Source organism: Streptomyces sp. CC53, from assembly GCF_001865245.1.
Classification (GTDB): domain Bacteria; phylum Actinomycetota; class Actinomycetes; order Streptomycetales; family Streptomycetaceae; genus Streptomyces.
Genome location: NZ_MKXB01000137.1, coordinates 29,936 through 47,736 on the forward strand (window position 1 = coordinate 29,936; position 17,801 = coordinate 47,736).

Genomic DNA, 17,801 nt, shown 5'->3' on the forward strand with positions numbered 1-17,801 from the left:
GCAGCGGTTCGAAGACGCCGGGTCCTGCGGCGACGGTCAGCTCGCGGGAGGGGCCGTTGCCGGGGCGGCCGCCGGTGAGCGCGCCGGCCTCGCGGGCGATCAGGTCGCCGGCCGCCAGGTCCCAGGGGCTGAGCCCCCGCTCGTAGTAGCCGTCGAGGCGGCCGGCGGCGACGTCGGCGAGGTCGATGGCGGCGGAGCCGCCGCGGCGGATGTCCCGCAGGCGGGGGATCAGCCGGTGGGCGACCTCCGCCTGGTGGGTGCGGACCTCGGAGACGTAGTTGAAGCCGGTCGACACCAGGGCCTTGTCGAGCGGTGCGGCGGGGCGGCAGCGCAGCCGCCGCTCCCCCAGGAACGCCCCGCGGCCCCGTACGGCGTGGAAGGTCTCGCCCCGCAAGGGGGCCTCCACGACTCCGACGAGGGTCTCGCCGTCGCGTTCGGCGGCGATGGACACCGCCCAGGTCGGCAGGCCGTACAGGTAGTTCACCGTGCCGTCCAGCGGGTCGACGACCCACCGGATGCCGCTGCTGCCCTCGGTGGCACCGCCTTCCTCGCCGAGCAGTCCGTCGTCGGGCCGGTGCTCGGCGAGGTGGCCGCTGATCAGTTTCTCGGCGGCGATGTCCATCTCGGTGACGACGTCGACGGGGCTCGACTTGGTGGCGGCGACGCCGAGGTCGGCGGGGCGGCCGTCGCGCAGCAGCGCGCCGGCCCTCCGGGCGGCCTCCAGGGCGACACGGAGGAGGTCGTCCAGGAGCTGCTCGTCGTTCTGCGGGTCGGGCACGGGGACTCCTCGTGGGGCCTACGGGGGTGCAGGGGCGCGGGACGGGGCCGGGTGCGGTCCCGTCCCGTCCGCGTCAGGCGTACGGGCTGTCGGCGCCCGCGGCCGCGGGGCGCTCGCTGCGGGCGGGGCAGCAGCCGACCGGGCACACGTCGTGGGACGGGCCGAGCGCGCCCAGGGCGCAGCGCTCCACGGTGGCGCCGCGCTCGCTCGCCGCGCGCTCCAGCAGGAGGTCCCGCACGGCGGCCGCGAACCGCGGGTCGGCGCCCACGGTGGCGGACCGGCGGACCGGCAGGCCCAGCTCGGCGGCCTTGGCGGCGGCTTCGGTGTCGAGGTCGTAGAGGACCTCCATGTGGTCGGAGACGAACCCGATCGGGACCATGACGACGGCCGGTGCCCCCGTCTTGTGGAGTTCCTCCAGGTGGTCGCAGATGTCCGGCTCCAGCCAGGGGATGTGCGGGGCGCCGCTGCGGGACTGGTAGACGAGCTGCCAGGGGTGGTCGTGGCCCGTGCGCTCGCGCACGGCGTCGGCGACGAGCCGGGCCGCATCCAGGTGCTGCTTCACGTACGCCCCGCCGTCCCCGTGGTCCCCGACGGGCCCGGAGGTGTCGGCGGCGGCGTCGGGGATGGAGTGCGTGGTGAAGGCGAGGTGGGCTCCGGCGCGGACGGGCTCGTCCAGTTCGGCGAGGGAGGCGATGACCCCGTCGATCACCGGCTCCAGGAAGCCGGGGTGGTTGAAGTAGTGCCGCAGTTTGTCGACCCGCGGCACCGCGAGGCCCTCCGCTTCGAGGGCGGCGAGGGCGTCGGCGAGGTTCTCGCGGTACTGGCGGCAGCCTGAGTACGAGGCGTACGCGCTGGTGGCGAGGACGGCGATGCGGCGCCGCCCGTCGCGCACCATCTCGCGGAGGGTGTCCGTCAGGTACGGGGTCCAGTTCCGGTTGCCCCAGTAGAGCGGCACGTCGAGCCCGGCTGCGGCGAAGTCCTCGCGCAGGGCGGCGAGCAGCGCCCGGCACTGGTCGTTGATCGGGCTGACGCCGCCGAACATGAAGTAGTGCTGCCCGACTTCCTTCAGGCGCTCCTTCGGGATGCCCCTGCCGCGGGTCACGTTCTCCAGGAACGGGACGACGTCGTCGGGGCCCTCGGGGCCGCCGAACGAGAGCAGCAGCAGGGCGTCGTAGGGGGCGGGGTCGGACCGGTCTGACTGGGCGGGCACACGCTGATCGGACATGGGGACGATCCTGCCACCCACCGTCGACGGCCGGGAAACCACCGTGCGCCGTCAGCCGTTCGGCCGTAATCTGTCAAGGCTGTCCATACGCCTTACGTGCGCCGTCGTGCCCCACGTCGTGTCCTCCGTTCGGAGCGCCCCTTGCCCAGTCCCTACCGCGCGGTCTTCGCCGCGCCCGGCGCGCTGAGGTTCTCGGCCGCCGGCTTCCTCGGCCGCATGCCGCTGGCCATGACCGGCGTCGGCATCCTGACCATGGTCTCCGAGCTGACCGGCCGCTACGGGCTCGCCGGAGCGCTGACCGCGACGGTGGCGCTGTCGGCGGCGGTGCTCGGCCCGCAGATCTCCCGGCTGGTCGACCGGCACGGGCAGCGCCGGGTCGTGCGGCCGGCCACGCTCGTGTCGGTGACGGCCGTGGGGGCCATGCTGCTGGCGGCGCGGCAGGGACTGCCGGACTGGACGCTGTTCCTGTGCGCCGCGGGGGCCGGGTGCGTGCCCAGTGTGGGTGCGATGACCCGGGCCCGGTGGGCGGAGATCTACCGCGGCAGGCCGCAGCAACTGCACACCGCCTACTCGGTGGAGTCGGTCGTCGACGAGATCTGCTTCATCCTGGGACCGCCGGTGTCCATCGGCCTGTCCACGATGTGGTTCCCCGAGGCGGGGCCGCTGCTGGCCGGGGTGTTCCTGCTGGTGGGCGTGTGGTGGCTGACGGGCCAGCGGGACACGGAGCCCGCGCCGCACCCGGTCGGCAAGGACGGGCGCCGGCAGTCCAGCGCGCTGCGCTCGCCGGGCCTTCAGGTGCTCGTGGCCGCGTTCGTGGCCACGGGGGCGATCTTCGGTGCGGTCGACGTCGTGACGGTGGCGTTCGCGGAGGAGCAGGGCAGCAAGGCCGCGTCCAGCCTGGTACTGGCGGTGTACGCGCTGGGTTCCTGCCTGGCGGGCGTGGTGTTCGGCATGCTGCACCTGAAGGGCGAGCCGGCGCGGCGCTGGGCGGTGGGCGTCTGCGCGATGGCCGTGAGCATGATCCCCCTCCAACTGGCCGGGTCGCTTCCGCTGCTGGCCGTGGCGCTCTTCGTCGCGGGTCTTGCCATCGCGCCCACGATGGTGACCACCATGGCCCTCGTCGAGGCGCACGTACCGCGCGGCAAGCTCACCGAGGGCATGTCCTGGACGACCACCGGGCTCGCGGTCGGTGTGTCGGCGGGTTCCTCCGTGGCCGGCTGGGCGGTCGACGCGCACGGAGCGGCGGCGGCGTACGCGGTTCCCGGCCTGGCCGGGGTGCTGGCGGCGGCGGTGGCGTTCCTCGGGTATCGCCGGCTGCGCAGGCCGGTACCGATGCGGGAGGGGCAGCGTGAGCAGCAGGAGCAGCGGGAGAGCGCCGGGCACGTGGAGCAGCCGGCTGGGGCTGACGGGGGCGCTGGGGGCGGCGGGGCTGACGGGACCGGCCGGGCGGAGCCGACCGGCGCGGCCGGGCGGGGCTGACCGGCCGGGGGCACCGGACGGATCTCCCGGTACGTGGCGGAACTGGGCGGGGAACGTGTCGATGCGCCCCGCCCGCGTGGCGCGGCCCGCGTCCGTGGAGGAGCTGGCCGCGGAGGTGCGGGGCGCGGCCGCGGACGGGCTGCGCGTCAAGACGGTCGGCACGGGCCATTCGTTCACCTCGATAGCGGCGACGGACGGGCTGCTGATCCGGCCCGACCTGCTGACCGGCATCCGGCGGATCGACCGCTCCGCCATGACCGTGACCGTCGAGTCGGGCACGCCGCTGAAGCGGCTGAACGCGGCGCTGGCCCGGGAGGGCCTGTCGCTCACGAACATGGGCGACATCATGGAGCAGACGGTCGCGGGGGCGACCAGCACCGGCACCCACGGCACGGGCCGTGACTCGGCGTCGATAGCGGCGCAGATCCGCGGGTTGGAGCTGGTCACCGCGGACGGGCGGGTGATGACCTGCTCGCCGGAGGGGTCCGAGGAGGAGCGTGCGGTCTTCGCTGCGGCCCGGGTCGGGCTCGGCGCGCTGGGCGTGGTCTCGGCGATCACGTTCGCGGTGGAGCCGCTGTTCCTGCTGACGGCACGTGAGGAGCCGATGAGCTTCGACCGGGTGACGGCGGAGTTCGACGCGCTGCACGCGGAGAACGAGCACTTCGAGTTCTACTGGTTCCCCCATACCGGGAACTGCAGCACCAAGCGCAACAACCGCAGCCACGGCCCCGTCGACCCGCCAGGCCGGCTGAGCGGCTGGTTCGAGGACGAGTTCCTGTCCAACGGCGTGTTCCAGGTGGCGAACTCGGTCGGCCGTGCGCTGCCCGCGGCGGTGCCGGCGATCGCCCGGGTGTCCAGCCGGGCACTGTCGGCCCGTACGTACACCGACATCCCGTACAAGGTCTTCACCAGTCCGCGGCGGGTGCGGTTCGTGGAGATGGAGTACGCCGTGCCCCGGGAGGCGGCGGTGGCGGCGCTGCGCGAGCTCAAGGCGATGGTGGAGCGCTCGCCGCTGAGGGTCAGCTTCCCGGTGGAGGTGCGGACGGCGCCGGCGGACGACATCGCGCTGTCCACGGCATCGGGCCGGGACAGCGCGTACATCGCGGTCCACATGTACCGGGGCACTCCGTACCGCGGGTACTTCACGGCGGCCGAGCGGATCCTCACGGCGCACGGCGGGCGCCCGCACTGGGGGAAGCTGCACACACGGGACGCGGCGTATCTGGAGGGCGTGTACCCGCGGTTCCGCGAGTTCACGTCGCTGCGCGACCGGCTGGACCCCGGCCGGCTGTTCGGCAACGACTACCTGCGGCGGGTGCTGGGCGCGTGACGGCGGGCACGCGGTGCCGGCGGCCTGCGGCGCGGTGCGGCCCGGCGGCACCGGGTCGGCGCGGTTCAGTCCCCGGGGCCGGGCTCGTGGGCCCCGCCGCTCCCCTGGGTGCCGGGTGCCGCCGGGGCGGTGCCGCCGGAGTCCGTCTCCGTGGCGGGCTCCTCTGCCGGGGTCCCGGAAGGGGACGGCGCGGGAGCGGACGCCCCGGGATCGGCCGGTCGCGTCGTGGACGGTGCCGTGGTGGACGGCCCCGGTGCCGAGGAGGGTGAGGCGCCCGGCGAGGACTCCTGTCCTCCGGGGGTCTCCGACGGGTCCGGGGTGCCGGACGGTGAGGCGCCGCCGTCCGTGCCGGGCCGCCCGTCCTGCGAGGCGCCGTCCGGTGCCGGGGTGCGGCCGGTCTCCTCGGCCCGGCCGGCGCCCCCGCCGCCGCCTCCCGGGCCCCCGGCCGCCGTGCCCCCGCCGACGACCGCCCCGAACGTCGTGGTCCCCTTCCCGCCGCTGAGGTTCTGCCCGGAGATCAGCTCGTACGCGGTGATGCCGGTCATGGCGACGGCGAAGACGACGACGGCGGCGAGGACGGACCGCCGCCGGCCGCGCACCCGGCTGCCGTACGTCGTGGCGTCGCCGTACCCGCCGTCGGTGGGAGGTCGGGGCGCGCCGCCCGGACGGGCCGTGCGGGTGGTGGCGCCGCGGACCTTCTCACCGGTGCGGCTGAAGAGGTGCTGCAGGAGCGGACCGCCGCAGGTGGCGATGACACTGATCACACCGGCGCCCACGACCGTGCCGTAGACGCCCAGTTCGGAGGCGAGGGTGGCGGCCAGCACGGCCGCGACGGCACTGGCCGCGACCTGGGCGCCGCTCAGATCGAGCCGCTTTCCCTCCTTGACCGCCGCTTCGCCCCCTTCCGTGGCGTCCTTCGTCTTACCCACCTTCTGATACATCTTCAGCCTCGACTCACGATCATCCCGGCTTGTTCTGTAAAGGGACTTGTGCGCCAACCGGATAGTTCCGTTTCGGTCACTTCTGTGAAGGAGGCCACGCTTCGGGACCACGGGAAACCCCGTGACCACACCGCACGGCCGCGGTTCCGGCGGCGCGCCGGTCCACTGCGGTGGCCCGAATGGAGTACTGTGACGAACCCTGGGCATCGGTCTCTTACGGGTGCCCGGGATCAACGGGAGGGGCCGAAAATGGCACTCGATCCGGCGGCGCCACGGCAGCGCACGGAGGTCTGCCACGGAGCGTGATCGACCAGTCACGTTGCGTGGTCAAACAGGCAACCGTGCCACGCGGCGCACCAGGGCCCATGCCCGACACGCCGGTTAACTCGGCAAGGTTGTGGCAGGCTGCACCCGGGCAGGCCACACTCGACTAGCGGAAGCAGCGACGCACGTGACGTCGGCAGGCACCACCCGGGAGGTCCCCATGCCCGAACTGCGTGTCGTGGCCGTCTCCAACGACGGCACACGACTGGTGCTGAAGGCTGCGGACAACACGGAGTACACGCTTCCGATTGATGAACGGCTCCGCGCCGCCGTCCGTAACGACCGCCCCCGCCTCGGGCAGATCGAGATCGAGGTGGAGAGCCACCTCCGCCCCCGGGACATCCAGGCGCGGATACGTGCCGGTGCCACCGCCGAGGAGGTCGCACAGCTCGCGGGCATCCCCGTCGAGCGGGTGCGCCGCTTCGAGGGCCCCGTGCTCGCGGAGCGCGCCTTCATGGCGGAGCGGGCCCGCAAGACCCCCGTTCGCAGGCCGGGTGAGAACACCGGGCCGCAGCTGGGTGAGGCGGTCCAGGAGCGGCTGCTGCTGCGCGGCGCCGAGAAGGACACCGTCACCTGGGACTCCTGGCGCCGCGACGACGGCACCTGGGAGGTGCTGCTGGTCTACCGCGTGGCCGGCGAGGTGCATTCGGCGAGCTGGACCTACGACCCTCCGAGGCGGCTCGTCCAGGCCGTGGACGCCGAGGCACGCGCCCTGATCGGCGAGACCGACGACACGGTGTCCGTCCAGGAGCCGAGCGGGCCGTTCGTCCCCCGGATCGCGCGGCTGCCGCGGGAGCGGATCCTGGAGCGGGCCGCCGACCGGCCGGCGTCCGGCGGCGACGAGGACGCGGAGCCCGAACGCGACTCGCTCACCAGCCTGTTGGAGGCCGTGCCGAGCTTCCGGGGCGACCTCGTCGTGCCCGACCGGCCCTCCGCGGACGCGTCGGCCGACACGGAGGAGGACGCGGAGGACGCCGTGGAGGAGCGCCCGGCATCCGCCGCCTCGGCCGGAGCGGGAGCGGCGTACGCGGACGTGCTGATGCCCCGCACGGTGAGCGGGCACCGGGACCGGCTGGTCGGCACGACGGACCGTCAGGCGGAGGCGGACGGCGTGCGCCCGGGGCGGCGCGCGGCCGTGCCGAGCTGGGACGAGATCGTCTTCGGCACCCGGAGGAAGAAGCAGGAGTAGGCGGCCGCACCCGGCATGCGGCGCACACGATCCGCGAAATCACCCGCCTGTCCACCGGCCGGATCCACCGGCACGCGGGGCGCCGACCGGGCCGTCCTCCGCGACGGCACGGTACCGGGGCAACCCCGGCCTGATCAGCCGCTATCTACTTGCGCGGAGCACCTGGTGGGCGGGCGGTCCCTGCTGCACCTCCTCCCAGGGCCCGTACCGGGGGGATGCGCCCCCGGTACCGCGTGCTCGTTCCCGGGTCGGGTCGCCTGCCCCCGGGGTGGCCGCCCCTGTGCTCCTCGGCCGCCTGACCTCCCAGCGGGCAGGTCTGCCCGGCGGGAGGGAGGACCGTCGTCCGTCGCGCCCAAGCCCGCCCGGACGCTCGCCGGGGAGGCCGTTCCGGTGCCGAGCCGGATCGGCGCTCCCTCGGCTCTCCCTTGCCGCCCGCAGAGACGGGCGCCCGGTACTCCGGCCCTTTCTGCCGCGGGACGTGGAGGTGCGTGCCCGCGGCCGCCCGGTCCGAGGCGACGGGTGAGAGCGGGGTCCGCAGGCTCGGTGGCGTGAGGAGCCGGCCAGGAGCCGGAGATCTACGATGCGGACGCTCCCCGGCCCGAGGCCGCACGCGCCACCGCGGCGCGCTCCCGTTCCACGCGTTCGACGAGCCGTTTGACCTCGACCGCGGCGAGCGCGCGGGCGTCGACGAGCGTGTCGGCCCGGAAGGGGATGCTGTAGCGGACGGGTCGGCCGGTGGCGCGGGACCGGGCCAGCGCGTCGGCCTTCAGTCGCGCGGCGACGGACGTGTAGACGGGGCCCGCTCCCGGGTCGGAGCAGGTGAGCGTGCCGGAGACGGTGCTGCCGGAGAGCGGGAAGGTGCCGCGGCGACTGGTGCACCCGCCCGCGGACCGGTCACCGATGGTGAAGGTCGCGTTCATGACGGCGGTGACCGTACCGCCGGTGATGCGGGACTTCGCCCGGGTGGTGACGCTGCCGCGGAATCTCTGGGTCGCGGTGCATCCCCTCGGGCCGCACTCCACGTCGCCCGAGCCGTCGAGCCGGAACCTGATGCCCTGGTCGGTCGCGTCCTTGAGCTGTCTGGTGTACTCCAGCAGGGTGTCGAACATCGCGTCGACGGCGTCCCCGTCGACGACGGTCAGGTCCATTCCCTCGGAGGAGTGTTCCGCGAGAGGGCCCGTGGTCACCCGGGGCATCTCGGTCGGCGTCTCGCCCTCCCGCCATGCGTCCAGCATTTCGGACAGGTCGTACGGCTGTAGGCGCAGGACCCGGTGCGGTCTGTGCCGGGTGATGAGGAGGCGGCCTGCCGAGGTGTCGAGACCGAGTGCGGGCGTGCCGTTCACGGTGAGACCGCGCCGCGGCTCGCCGGCCTGGCGCCGTGAGCCGGACTGCTCCGCCAGGGCCCGGGACAGCTGAGCGGCGAGCCGCGCCGGCGGAGGACGGTTGTCGAGGACCTCCTTCAGGATGTCGGACGTGTCGTAGGCCCCCACCGTCCAGGCGCCGGGCTTCTCCGCGGCGGGCTTGCCGTCCCCGGCGGAACGGTCGGGGGCCGGGTCCACCCGGTGGCGCGTGAACTCCTTGCCCCCGACGCGCAGGACGTCCCGGTCGTGACGCCTGACGCCGGAACCCGTCCGGCCGAACTGGCTCCCGGAGGCGGTGACGGTGATGTCCCGCTCCGTGATCCCGGCGATCGCCGTGTCCCGGTAGCGCAGTCCGGGCGCCTCACTCAGGTCGGCGACGGCCTCCTCGAACGGCTTCAGGTACGCGGGGTCCCGCCGTGCCGTCGGCGCGCCGGAGCCGGTGGAGAGGTCGCCCCATGCCAGCAGTCCCGCCACGAACGCCAGGGCCAGGACCGTGGTCGCAGCGAGCACCAGGACGCGACGGCGCCCGCTCGGCAGGCGCAACCGCCGCCCCTGCGGGGGAGGCACGGGCGTCGGCGGGTGGCCGGGGGGACTCGGAGCGGTCGGCGCGTCTGGCCGCGGCTGCCGACGGGGGCTCGGCTCGGTCATGGCAACTCCCTCGACTGGTCGACCCGGCTCCGCACAACTGCCCCTCCGGGCAGTGCGCTGCGGGCCGGACGCGGAGTCCAGTGTGAGGGCCCCGGACAAGAAATTGGAGTCCTTTCTAGAAAAAGTTTCAATACAGATGATCTAGGCTGGTCGCGATCAGGTCCAGGGGGACCCGATACGCCCGGACTGAGGAAGCCTCCCCGATGAGCCCGAAGCAGCAGCGTGGCGCGGCCACGATCGACCAGGTCCTGGATGCGGCGATGCGCATCTACGCCTCAGCCGGCGAGGACGGCCTGACCCTCGGCAACATCACCAAGGCCAGCGGGGTCAGTTCAGGGAGCATCTACCACCACTTCGGCAGTCTCGACGGTGTGATCGGCGCCCTCGCGCTGCGCCTGGTGGACCGCCTCCTGGTCGACCTCGCGGCTGCGGTGGCACGAACGACCGACGCCCGCACGGGCGTCGAGGCCGTGGTCCTGGCCTATCTGGACTTCGTGCGGGCGCATCCGGAGGAAGCCCGCCTCATGCACTCGGTGGCCGCCGACCGCGAAGGCATGGCGCACGGGGATCGGATCCGCGACTCCCAGGAGGCCCGGCTGACGCCCATCGCCCTCTGGATCCGCGCGCACCAGGAATCCGGCGAACTCGCCGAGCTGTCCGTCCCCGTGATCGAGTCCCTGGTCATGGGCCCGGTCGTGGGCGCCGTGCGCCGCTGGCTCACCCTGGGCGACATCGATCTGGAGGAGGCCGCCCGCGTCCTGCCGGATCACATCTGGCGTTCCGTCAGCCGAAGGTAGGCTGCCCGGCATCGCGTTCCGGTCATCGCGGACCAGGCGCCCTGCCCGCCCTCACCGGGACACCGTGCCCGTCGAGGAGGCGGAGCAGCACCGCAGCCTTCCGCGAGGAGCCGAGCGACGCGCTCGGCACGGGCGGGCGCGGTCAGCCGCGCCGCCGCCCCCGGCCGCCCGGCGACTCCGCCCGCACCCTGCCCACCACCGCTCCCCCTTCACACGCGCGGCCCCGGTGGCGCCGCCCCCGACCCGTTGCTGTGCGGGGGCCGATGCGCGCGACGCGGCGTCCTCCACCGGCACCGCCTCCGCGTCGGCCACGAAGGCGAGCGTCACGCGCGGCGGCCGACCCCGGTCCCGGCCACGCATGGCCTGGTGAAGAGCCCGGCGCACACGCGCACGCGCACGCGGGGGACGTTCCGGGACCCCGGGGTCCCACGGCCGTCGGCGGGGCGCGACGCGGCGGGCGTGCAGGGCGGGCCGTCCGGTGGCCGGCAGCGCGTCGGCGACCGGCGCGGCCCGGGCGCCCCTCCCGTTCCCGTGCGGGGCTCCTCCGCCGCGGCCCGACGGCGGGCGCGCGGCGCAGGCCGGACGATCACGCGGCCGTGAACGCCGCCCGCGAACAGCTGCCGCGGGGGCCGGCTCAGCCGCGTTCGGGGCCGGTGGCCACCGGGCGGGCGGGGTCCCCGCACCACTCGGACCAGGAGCCCGCGTAGAGGGCCGCCGTGATCCCCGCGACCTCCAGCGCCAGCACCTCGTGCGCGCCCGACACCCCGGACCCGCAGTAGACGCCGACTCGCGGCGCCTCCATCGCGCCCAGTTCCTTGAAGCGCCGCACCAGCGCCTCCCGCGCCAGGAAGCGCCCGTCCGGGCCGACGTTCCGGGTGGTCGGCGCCGAGGCCGCGCCCGGGATGTGCCCGGCCACCGGGTCGATGGGCTCGACCTCGCCCCGGTAGCGCTCCTCCGCCCGCGCGTCCAGCAGCAGACCCGACCTCGCCAGCTCCGCGGCACCGTCCGCGTCCAGCAGCGGCAGCGCCCCCGGAACGGGCCGGAAGTCGCCCGGAACGGGCTGCGGGACGTCGGTCGTCAACGGTCCGTGCCACGCCGCCAGGCCACCGTCCAGGACCCGGACGTCCCGGTGACCGGTCCAGCGCAACAGCCACCAGGCCCGCGCCGAGGCCCAGCCCTGCCCGCCGTCGTACACGACCACCGGCGAGTCCGCCGAGACCCCGGCCCCGCGCATCGCCGCCCCGAACGCCTCCGGGTCGGGCAGCGGATGGCGGCCGCCGGGCCCCGGCGGGCCGGCCAGCACCTCGTCGAGGTCCACGTACACGGCACCCGGGAGGTGCCCGGCCTCGTACGCGGGGCGTCCGGGCGGGCCGCCCATCTCGTAGCGGACATCCAGGAGGACCGGCGGCCGGGTCCCGGCGGCGCCGAGTCGGGCCGCAAGGTCCTCCGGCGACACGAGGGGGTGCGGGCGGTCGGCGGTGGGGTGCGCGTGGGCGTTCATGCCGCCATCCTCGCGCAGAGTCCGGGCGCGTCGGGACCCCGCGGGGAGGATGGTCCACGAAAATTCGGGCATCCTCCTGCCGGATCGCGCCAATCCGCGGCGCGACCGGGGCGCACCGCGCGACCTGCGGTGCGAGCATCTGACGGGGCGTGGAACAGCCGCCACCACGGCGTTTCCCCCGGTCCCCCCGTACGGCCACGACGATGGTCCGAGGAGAGTGTGACGATGACCGAGGCGACTCGGCGCAGTCCGGGCACCCCCTGTTGGGTGAGCTTGATGGTGCACGGCCTTGACGCGACGAAGGAGTTCTACGGGGAGTTGTTCGGCTGGGACTTCGCGCCCGGGCCGCAGCAGCTCGGCCCGTACGTGCGCGCCCTGCTCGACGGCCGGGAGGTGGCCGGCATCCGCCAGCTCCCGGCCGACCGCGACCTGCCGATCGCCTGGACCCCGTACCTGGCGTCGGACGACGCCGACGAGACCGCCGAATCGATCCACTGCAGCGGCGGCACGGTCGCCGTGGGGCCGCTCGACGCGGGCGAGGCGAGGCGCATCGTGATCTGCTCCGACCCCACCGGCGGGGTGTTCGGGGTGTGGCAGGCCGCCGTGTGTCCGGACACGCCCGCGGCGGGCACGCCCGGCACGCCGGTGTGGAACGAGCTGCTCACCCACGACACGGAGTCGGTCGCGAAGTTCTACGGGACCGTCTTCGGATACGACCTGGTTCGGGCCGAGCCCGGCGGCAGCGATCTGGTGACGCTGCGGGCGGGCGGGCGGCCGGTGGCCTCCCTCCGCGGAGTCGGCCCCGCCCTGCCCCGTGACCGGGGCGCGCACTGGATGACCTGGTTCGAAGCCGCCGACCCCGACGCGTCGGCGGCGAAGGCGGAGGAGCTGGGCGGCCGGGTGCTGGAGCCGCCGCACGCGGACCCGGCGGGGCGGCGGGCGACGGTGGCGGACCCGGAGGGCGCGGTCTTCACGCTCGTACGGTCTGCGGGGCGCTGACCGGCAGGAGGCAGGAGGCAGGCGGCAGGCGGCAGGCGGCAGGCGGCAGGCGGCAGGCGGCAGGCGGCAGGCGGCAGGCGGCAGGCGAGGGACCGTACACCGGTGGGGCGCGGGAGCCCCCTCAGGACTTCCCGGCTCCGCTTTCCGGCGTGACCCCGGTTCGCCCCGGGCGCCGCAGGCGCCGCTGAGGCCGTCTCCGGGTGCTCCCGGCTGCTGACCACGGCGCCCGTCCGACGGCCCTGTTCTCGCGACCGGACGCCGCCTGCGCACCGCCGGGAGCCCGCGTGCAGACCTGCGGGTCACCTTGCCGGTGCGCGCACCCGCGCGCCCCCGCATCACGGCGCCGCCGGCCGCCTGCCGTGCCCTCGCGACCGCTGCCGACCGGTGCCTACCGGTGCCGCCGGGACGCCCGCAGCCGTCGCGTGCGCCCGCGTACCGCCCTGCCCGCCGTGGCGATCGCTCGCTCGGCCTGCCGCCGCCGCGCACGCCCGCGTACCGACGCCCTCCGCGCACCCCCGCCGCGTGTCCCCGCACGCCGTGCCCCGGACGGGCTGTTCTCGTCCGCGGCCGCGTGTCGCCATGACGCGAGCCGGGCGGACTGGTATTCGGGTGCGCCGAAGAGCGGTCACGTAAGGGCATATGCGGCGTGACATCCGATCACAATCGGTCGCGCATGAGCCCGGCTCGGTCAAGGGCTGGATCTCGTTCTGAGGCGGTCACGCGGCGTACGCGAACTGTCTATGCTCCCTCGTGCGTTGCGCTGCTCTCACAGCGAGTAACCAGCCGCTGTGGGGTGCCCGGGCGGGACCCGGGCTCATCGGGTGCTGCCACCGGAACACGCGTGCCCGGCCGGGCGAGGTCCGGGCCGCCCTGTCGGCGTACCGCAGCACTCAGCCCTTTGATCGCAGACTGTTTGGGGACCCTCGATGGTTGGTGCAGGTTCATCTGCTGGAGCCCCGCCCCGCACAGGGGCTCCGGCATGGCTCATCCCCCCTGGCGTCCTGGCCGTGGCCTGCGGCATAGCGCTGCTCCTGGTACCCGCCCCGATACGTCCGACGGTGGCCTGGTGCGGCCTCGCAGCGACCGCTCTGGCGGCCGTGGCCTCGCTGGTGGCGACGCGCAGGGAGCGCGCGGCGGAGGCGACCCGCCACACCCGCGGGAGAGCCGCCCTGGAGCAGCACCACGCCCGGCGCGAGGCCGCCCTGCACAAGCGCCTGGCGGACCAGCACACCGCCGTGCTGTGGCTGGCCGAGGAGATGCTCCCCGTGGCGCTCAAGCGGCTGCGGAAGAACACCCCCGCGTCGGAGATCGTCCTGGCCACCAGCTTCGGCGACCACCTCGACCCGGAGTTCGCCGGGGCGCTCAGGACGGCGCTGCGCAGGCTGCTCGAAGCGGCGGAGATGGAGGAGCAGACCAGGGACTCCTCACAGCGGGCCCTGGTGGCGATCGCCCGCCGGGTGCAGGCGATCGTGCACCAGCTCGGCAAGGACCTCCACGACATGCAGATGGTGCACGGCACCGATCTGGTGCTCGCGGAGAGCCTGCAGAGCGTCGACCACCGCAACGCACTGGTCGGCCGCCTCGCCGCGAGCATCGCGGTGCTGGGCGACTCGCGGCCCGGACGCCAGTGGCAGAAGCCGATCGCCCTCTACGACGTGATCCGCGGCGGCATGTCCCGCATCGTGGACTTCCCCCGCGTGCAGCTCCAGTCGGTCGTCGAGGTGGGCGTGCTCGGCCGCGGCGCGGAGCCGCTGATGCACCTCCTCGCCGAACTGCTCGACAACGCCACCACGTTCTCGCCGCCCTCCTCCCCCGTGCTGGTGAGCGCGAGCGAGGTGCCCACCGGTGTCGCGATCGAGATCGAGGACCGCGGGGTCGGGCTGACCGAGGAGGTCCGCGAGCGCATCGAGCGGATCATGCGCGACGCCCTGGACGGCCGGCTCGACCTGTCCAAGCTCGGCGAGACGACCCAGCTGGGCATGCCGGTGATCAGCCGCCTGGCCCGCGACAACAACCTCGTCGTCGACCTGCGCAGGTCGGCGTACGGAGGCGTCCGGGCCGTCGTGCTGGTCCCCCGGGACATCCTCACCACGGTCCCCGCGTACTTCCGGCGCTGGGAGCGCATGGCGAAGTACCGCTTCCCGCCCGGCGCGGCGGCGGCGACGGCGACGACCGCCACGGACGACGTCCCGGACTCCACCGAGGGCCTTCAGACGTCCAGCGGTCTGCCGCAGCGGAGGCGCCACACGCCCGTCCAGACACCGATCGTCTCCACCTCCCCCACTCCGCCCACCCCGTCGCAGAAGTCCGGTCCGCGCCGGCCGCCGGGCCTGATGTGGGAGGCGTTCAAGGGCGTGACCTCGTACGACGAAGACCTCGACAGCCACATCAGCGAGTCATCAGACAAGGGTGAGTAACCGTGCCGCCACTGCCCAACATCGACTGGATGCTCACAGAGCTCATGACCAGTGTCCCGTACGTGCGGCACGTGGTCGTGCTGTCCGCGGACGGCCTGTGCATCGGTCAAGCGAACACGGACCCCGACACCGCCGACGCCATCGCCGCCGCGTGCTCGGGCATGCAGAGCCTGTCCAAGGCCATCGCGCAGCAGTTCCCCGACGGCGACGGCACCGTGCACCTGGTCGGCGTCGAGGTGGACAGCGGGTACTTCGCCCTCATGGCGGCGGGGCCCGGTGCCTACCTCGCGGTGCTTGCCGGCGAACGGGTGGACGTGGGCCTTCTGGGCACCTTCATGCGCCGCCTCGTGCACCGCATCGGCCAGCACATCACCAGCCCGCCCAGGGACGACATCGGGCAGGCGATGTGACATTAGAGAACCAGGGTCCCTGGGATGAATCCGCTCCGGTCCCGCTCTACCTCATCTCCGGTGCTCGTGGCAGCACGGCCAGGAGCCTCGACCTGGTCACCCTCATCACCTCGCGGTCCTCGTCCCAGTCGGGGATGCCGCCCGAGGAGTCGGCCATCCTCACCATGTGCCACTACCCGCTGTCGGTGGCCGAGCTGTCCGCACACCTCAGCCTGCCCTTCAGCGTCGTCACGGTGCTGGTCGCCAAGCTCATCGAGGACGAGCGCGTCGAGTCCACCGCTCCGGTTCCTGTCGCGGCGGTTCCCGAAATCGGCCTTCTGGAGGCGGTGATCCATGGACTACGTAAGCTCTGACGCCCCTGCCGCCGCTCCGCGCGGCGACCTGCTGCTGCCCTACGGCGCCAGGGGGGTCAAGGTGGTGGTCGTCGGCGGCTTCGGCGTCGGCAAGACGACCATGGTCGGGGCGGTGAGCGAGATCCCGCCGCTGACCACCGAGGAGACCATGACCCAGGCCGGCGTCGGGATCGACCACAACCCCGGCGTCGCCGCCAAGAACACCACCACCGTGGCCATGGACTTCGGCCGCATCAGCATCAACGAGCAACTGATCCTCTACCTCTTCGGCACCCCGGGGCAGGAGCGCTTCTGGTTCCTGTGGAACGGCATCTTCGAAGGCGCCCTCGGCGCCGTGGTCCTCGTCGACACCCGCCGGATCGAGGTCTGTTTCGACATCATCACCCGGCTGGAGGACCGCCGGGTCCCCTTCGTCGTGGCCGTCAACGCCTTCCCCGACGCCCCGGCTCACCCGATCCCCGCCCTGCGCGCCGCCCTGGCCCTCAACGACTCGGTGCCCATCGTCTCCTGCGACGCACGCGACCGTTCCTCCAGCCGCGACACCCTGCTCTCGCTGATGGGCTACCTGCGCACCCTCGCCGCCGCCCAGGAGTCCGCATGACCGTCCCCGCCCACGAGCGCACCGCCGCAGCCTCCCAGGGGCCCACCCCGCCCCCGGGCTGCCCGGCACACTCCGACACCGGCCCGGGAGGGGTGACCCGGCTCTACGGGCCGACCGCCGGCACCGACCCCATGGGGCTCTACGAGAGGCTGCGGGCCGCGCACGGCCCGGTGGCGCCCGTCCTGCTCGACGGGGACGTACGCGCCTGGCTCGTCCTCGGGTACCTGGAGAACCGGGACGTGGCCACCCGTGCCACCCAGTTCTCCCGCGACCCCCGCTACTGGCACGGGTGGCGGAGCGGCGAGATCGACCCGAACACCTCGCCGCTGGTACCGCTGATCGGCTGGCGCCCCGACTGCGTGTCCGCCGACGGGGAGGAGCACCAGCGGCTGCGCCGCGCGGTCACGGCCAGCCTCGACCAGTTCGACCACCGCGGGATCCGCCGCCACGCGGCGCGCTTCGCGCACCAGCTGGTCGACGGCTTCTGCGAGCGGGGCAGCGCGGAACTGGTCAGCGAGTTCGCCGAGCACCTGCCGATGCTCGTGCTGACCCAGCTCCTCGGCATGCCCGACGCGTACGGTCCGCAGCTCGTGCACGCCTGCCGCGACCTGATCAAGGGGTCCGAGGACGCCCTCACCCACAACGCGAACCTGCTGAGGACGCTCGAACAGCTCGTCACTTCCAAGCGGGCCATGCCGGGGCACGACATCGCGTCGGTGCTGATGGACCACCCCGCCGGCCTCACCGACGACGAGGTGATGCACCACCTGCGCCTCATCCTGCTCGCCGGGTACGAGACGACCACCAACCTGCTGGCCAACGTGCTCCGCATGGTGGTGATCGACCCGCGGTTCCGCGGCACGCTGGCCGGCGGCCACATGACGCTGCCGGAGGCGGTGGAGCAGGTGCTCTGGGACGAGCCGCCGCTGATGGTGTGCCCCGGCCGCTGGGCGACCGGGGACACCTCCCTGGGCGGGCAGGACATCAAGGCGGGGGACATGCTGCTGCTGGGCCTCGCCGCGGGCAACGCCGACCAGGCCATCCGCCCGACCCCGGGGGCGCGCGTCCACCACAACCGCGCGCATCTGTCCTTCAGCGCCGGGACCCACGAGTGCCCCGGTCAGGACATCGCCCGCGTCATCACCCACACCGGGGTGGACGTGCTGCTGGCCCGGCTGCCCGACGTCGACCTGTCCGTCCGCGAGGAGGAGCTCGACTGGCGTTCCTCCACCTGGACCCGGCATCTGACGGCGCTGCCCGTGGTGTTCGCGCCCCGGGCCCCGTACGTCGAGGAGGACGCGGACCCCATGCCGGCCCCGCCCCCGCCGAGCGCGCTCGTGCCGCTGCCGCCCGAGCGGCCGGTGCACGACCCCGTGGTTCCGGCGCCCCCGGCTCCCCGCCTCTCGCTGTGGGCCCGGCTGACGCGGTTCCTGCGGGCCCGGTAGACC

15 protein-coding genes are annotated in these 17,801 nt (G+C 74.1%); 10 read left to right on the plus strand and 5 right to left on the minus strand.

The features are described 5' to 3' along the window. The coding region (locus BJP40_RS12625) for an inositol monophosphatase family protein (protein ID WP_071280443.1) at positions 1 to 778 on the minus strand (778 nt) is incomplete at its 3' end. Between the two features lie 73 nt (positions 779 to 851). After that, a complete protein-coding gene (locus BJP40_RS12630) occupies positions 852 to 2,003 on the minus strand; it encodes a ferrochelatase (RefSeq protein WP_071280444.1) in 1,152 nt (383 codons plus the stop codon). A 141-nt stretch (positions 2,004 to 2,144) separates the two neighbouring features. Between BJP40_RS12630 and BJP40_RS12635 the strand changes: the two genes are divergently transcribed. Both BJP40_RS12635 and BJP40_RS12640 read left to right on the plus strand, forming a co-directional pair. After that, positions 2,145 to 3,482, plus strand: coding sequence for an MFS transporter (locus BJP40_RS12635; protein ID WP_079171124.1), 1,338 nt, complete (start codon positions 2,145 to 2,147; stop codon positions 3,480 to 3,482). A 61-nt stretch (positions 3,483 to 3,543) separates the two neighbouring features. After that, complete coding sequence (locus BJP40_RS12640) at positions 3,544 to 4,812, plus strand: D-arabinono-1,4-lactone oxidase (protein WP_107416763.1); 1,269 nt, start codon at positions 3,544 to 3,546, stop codon at positions 4,810 to 4,812. A 65-nt stretch (positions 4,813 to 4,877) separates the two neighbouring features. Here BJP40_RS12640 and BJP40_RS32935 read toward each other — a convergent pair whose 3' ends face one another. Beyond that, positions 4,878 to 5,741 (minus strand): hypothetical protein, encoded by an 864-nt coding sequence (locus tag BJP40_RS32935; protein ID WP_226962419.1) that lies wholly within the window; start codon positions 5,739 to 5,741, stop codon positions 4,878 to 4,880. Between the two features lie 463 nt (positions 5,742 to 6,204). Here BJP40_RS32935 and sepH point away from each other — a divergent pair, with 463 nt between their 5' ends. Beyond that, the gene (gene sepH / locus BJP40_RS12650; RefSeq protein ID WP_071280447.1) at positions 6,205 to 7,266 is read left to right on the plus strand and encodes a septation protein SepH; all 1,062 of its coding nucleotides are present in this window, start codon (positions 6,205 to 6,207) and stop codon (positions 7,264 to 7,266) included. A gap of 575 nt (positions 7,267 to 7,841) precedes the next feature. On the opposite strand, the gene BJP40_RS12655 is transcribed toward sepH, so the two are convergent. After that, the gene (locus BJP40_RS12655) at positions 7,842 to 9,170 is read right to left on the minus strand and encodes a hypothetical protein (protein ID WP_143065941.1); all 1,329 of its coding nucleotides are present in this window, start codon (positions 9,168 to 9,170) and stop codon (positions 7,842 to 7,844) included. A gap of 308 nt (positions 9,171 to 9,478) precedes the next feature. Between BJP40_RS12655 and BJP40_RS12660 the strand changes: the two genes are divergently transcribed. Next, the gene (locus tag BJP40_RS12660; protein ID WP_071280449.1) at positions 9,479 to 10,072 is read left to right on the plus strand and encodes a TetR/AcrR family transcriptional regulator; all 594 of its coding nucleotides are present in this window, start codon (positions 9,479 to 9,481) and stop codon (positions 10,070 to 10,072) included. Positions 10,073 to 10,706: 634 nt separating this feature from the next. Here the strand turns inward: BJP40_RS12660 and BJP40_RS35485 are convergent. Continuing rightward, positions 10,707 to 11,573: a sulfurtransferase gene (locus tag BJP40_RS35485; RefSeq protein ID WP_071280450.1), complete on the minus strand. Its 867-nt coding sequence runs from the start codon at positions 11,571 to 11,573 to the stop codon at positions 10,707 to 10,709. 225 nt (positions 11,574 to 11,798) lie between these two features. On the opposite strand from BJP40_RS35485, the gene BJP40_RS35490 reads away from it, so the two are divergent. From BJP40_RS35490 to BJP40_RS12695, 6 genes are all read left to right on the plus strand, one after another. Then, the gene (locus BJP40_RS35490) at positions 11,799 to 12,572 is read left to right on the plus strand and encodes a VOC family protein (protein ID WP_071280451.1); all 774 of its coding nucleotides are present in this window, start codon (positions 11,799 to 11,801) and stop codon (positions 12,570 to 12,572) included. 1,007 nt (positions 12,573 to 13,579) lie between these two features. Continuing rightward, entirely contained in the window at positions 13,580 to 14,989 is a 1,410-nt protein-coding gene (locus BJP40_RS12675; RefSeq protein WP_143065942.1) for an ATP-binding protein, read from the plus strand. 2 nt (positions 14,990 to 14,991) lie between these two features. Beyond that, positions 14,992 to 15,399 (plus strand): roadblock/LC7 domain-containing protein, encoded by a 408-nt coding sequence (locus BJP40_RS12680; protein ID WP_371258630.1) that lies wholly within the window; start codon positions 14,992 to 14,994, stop codon positions 15,397 to 15,399. Then, positions 15,396 to 15,752 carry a DUF742 domain-containing protein gene (locus tag BJP40_RS12685; protein WP_071266145.1) on the plus strand — a complete coding sequence of 119 codons (357 nt, stop codon included), beginning with the start codon at positions 15,396 to 15,398 and terminating at the stop codon, positions 15,750 to 15,752. The genes BJP40_RS12680 and BJP40_RS12685 overlap by 4 nt, the downstream gene beginning before the upstream one ends. Then, a complete protein-coding gene (locus BJP40_RS12690; protein ID WP_071280453.1) occupies positions 15,733 to 16,353 on the plus strand; it encodes an ATP/GTP-binding protein in 621 nt (206 codons plus the stop codon). The genes BJP40_RS12685 and BJP40_RS12690 overlap by 20 nt, the downstream gene beginning before the upstream one ends. Continuing rightward, the gene (locus BJP40_RS12695; protein ID WP_071280454.1) at positions 16,350 to 17,798 is read left to right on the plus strand and encodes a cytochrome P450; all 1,449 of its coding nucleotides are present in this window, start codon (positions 16,350 to 16,352) and stop codon (positions 17,796 to 17,798) included. The genes BJP40_RS12690 and BJP40_RS12695 overlap by 4 nt, the downstream gene beginning before the upstream one ends. The last annotated feature ends 3 nt before the right edge of the window (positions 17,799 to 17,801 follow it).

Excerpts from the sequence above, each read along its gene's own strand:
- BJP40_RS12660 (WP_071280449.1), top strand. The coding sequence starts at position 9,479 with ATGAGCCCGAAGCAGCAGCGTGGCGCGGCCACGATCGACCAGGTCCTG.
- BJP40_RS12630 (WP_071280444.1), bottom strand. The coding sequence starts at position 2,003 with ATGTCCGATCAGCGTGTGCCCGCCCAGTCAGACCGGTCCGACCCCGCC.
- BJP40_RS12640 (WP_107416763.1), top strand. The coding sequence starts at position 3,544 with ATGCGCCCCGCCCGCGTGGCGCGGCCCGCGTCCGTGGAGGAGCTGGCC.
- BJP40_RS12690 (WP_071280453.1), top strand. The coding sequence starts at position 15,733 with ATGGACTACGTAAGCTCTGACGCCCCTGCCGCCGCTCCGCGCGGCGAC.
- BJP40_RS35485 (WP_071280450.1), bottom strand. The coding sequence starts at position 11,573 with ATGAACGCCCACGCGCACCCCACCGCCGACCGCCCGCACCCCCTCGTG.
- BJP40_RS12695 (WP_071280454.1), top strand. The coding sequence starts at position 16,350 with ATGACCGTCCCCGCCCACGAGCGCACCGCCGCAGCCTCCCAGGGGCCC.
- BJP40_RS35490 (WP_071280451.1), top strand. The coding sequence starts at position 11,799 with ATGACCGAGGCGACTCGGCGCAGTCCGGGCACCCCCTGTTGGGTGAGC.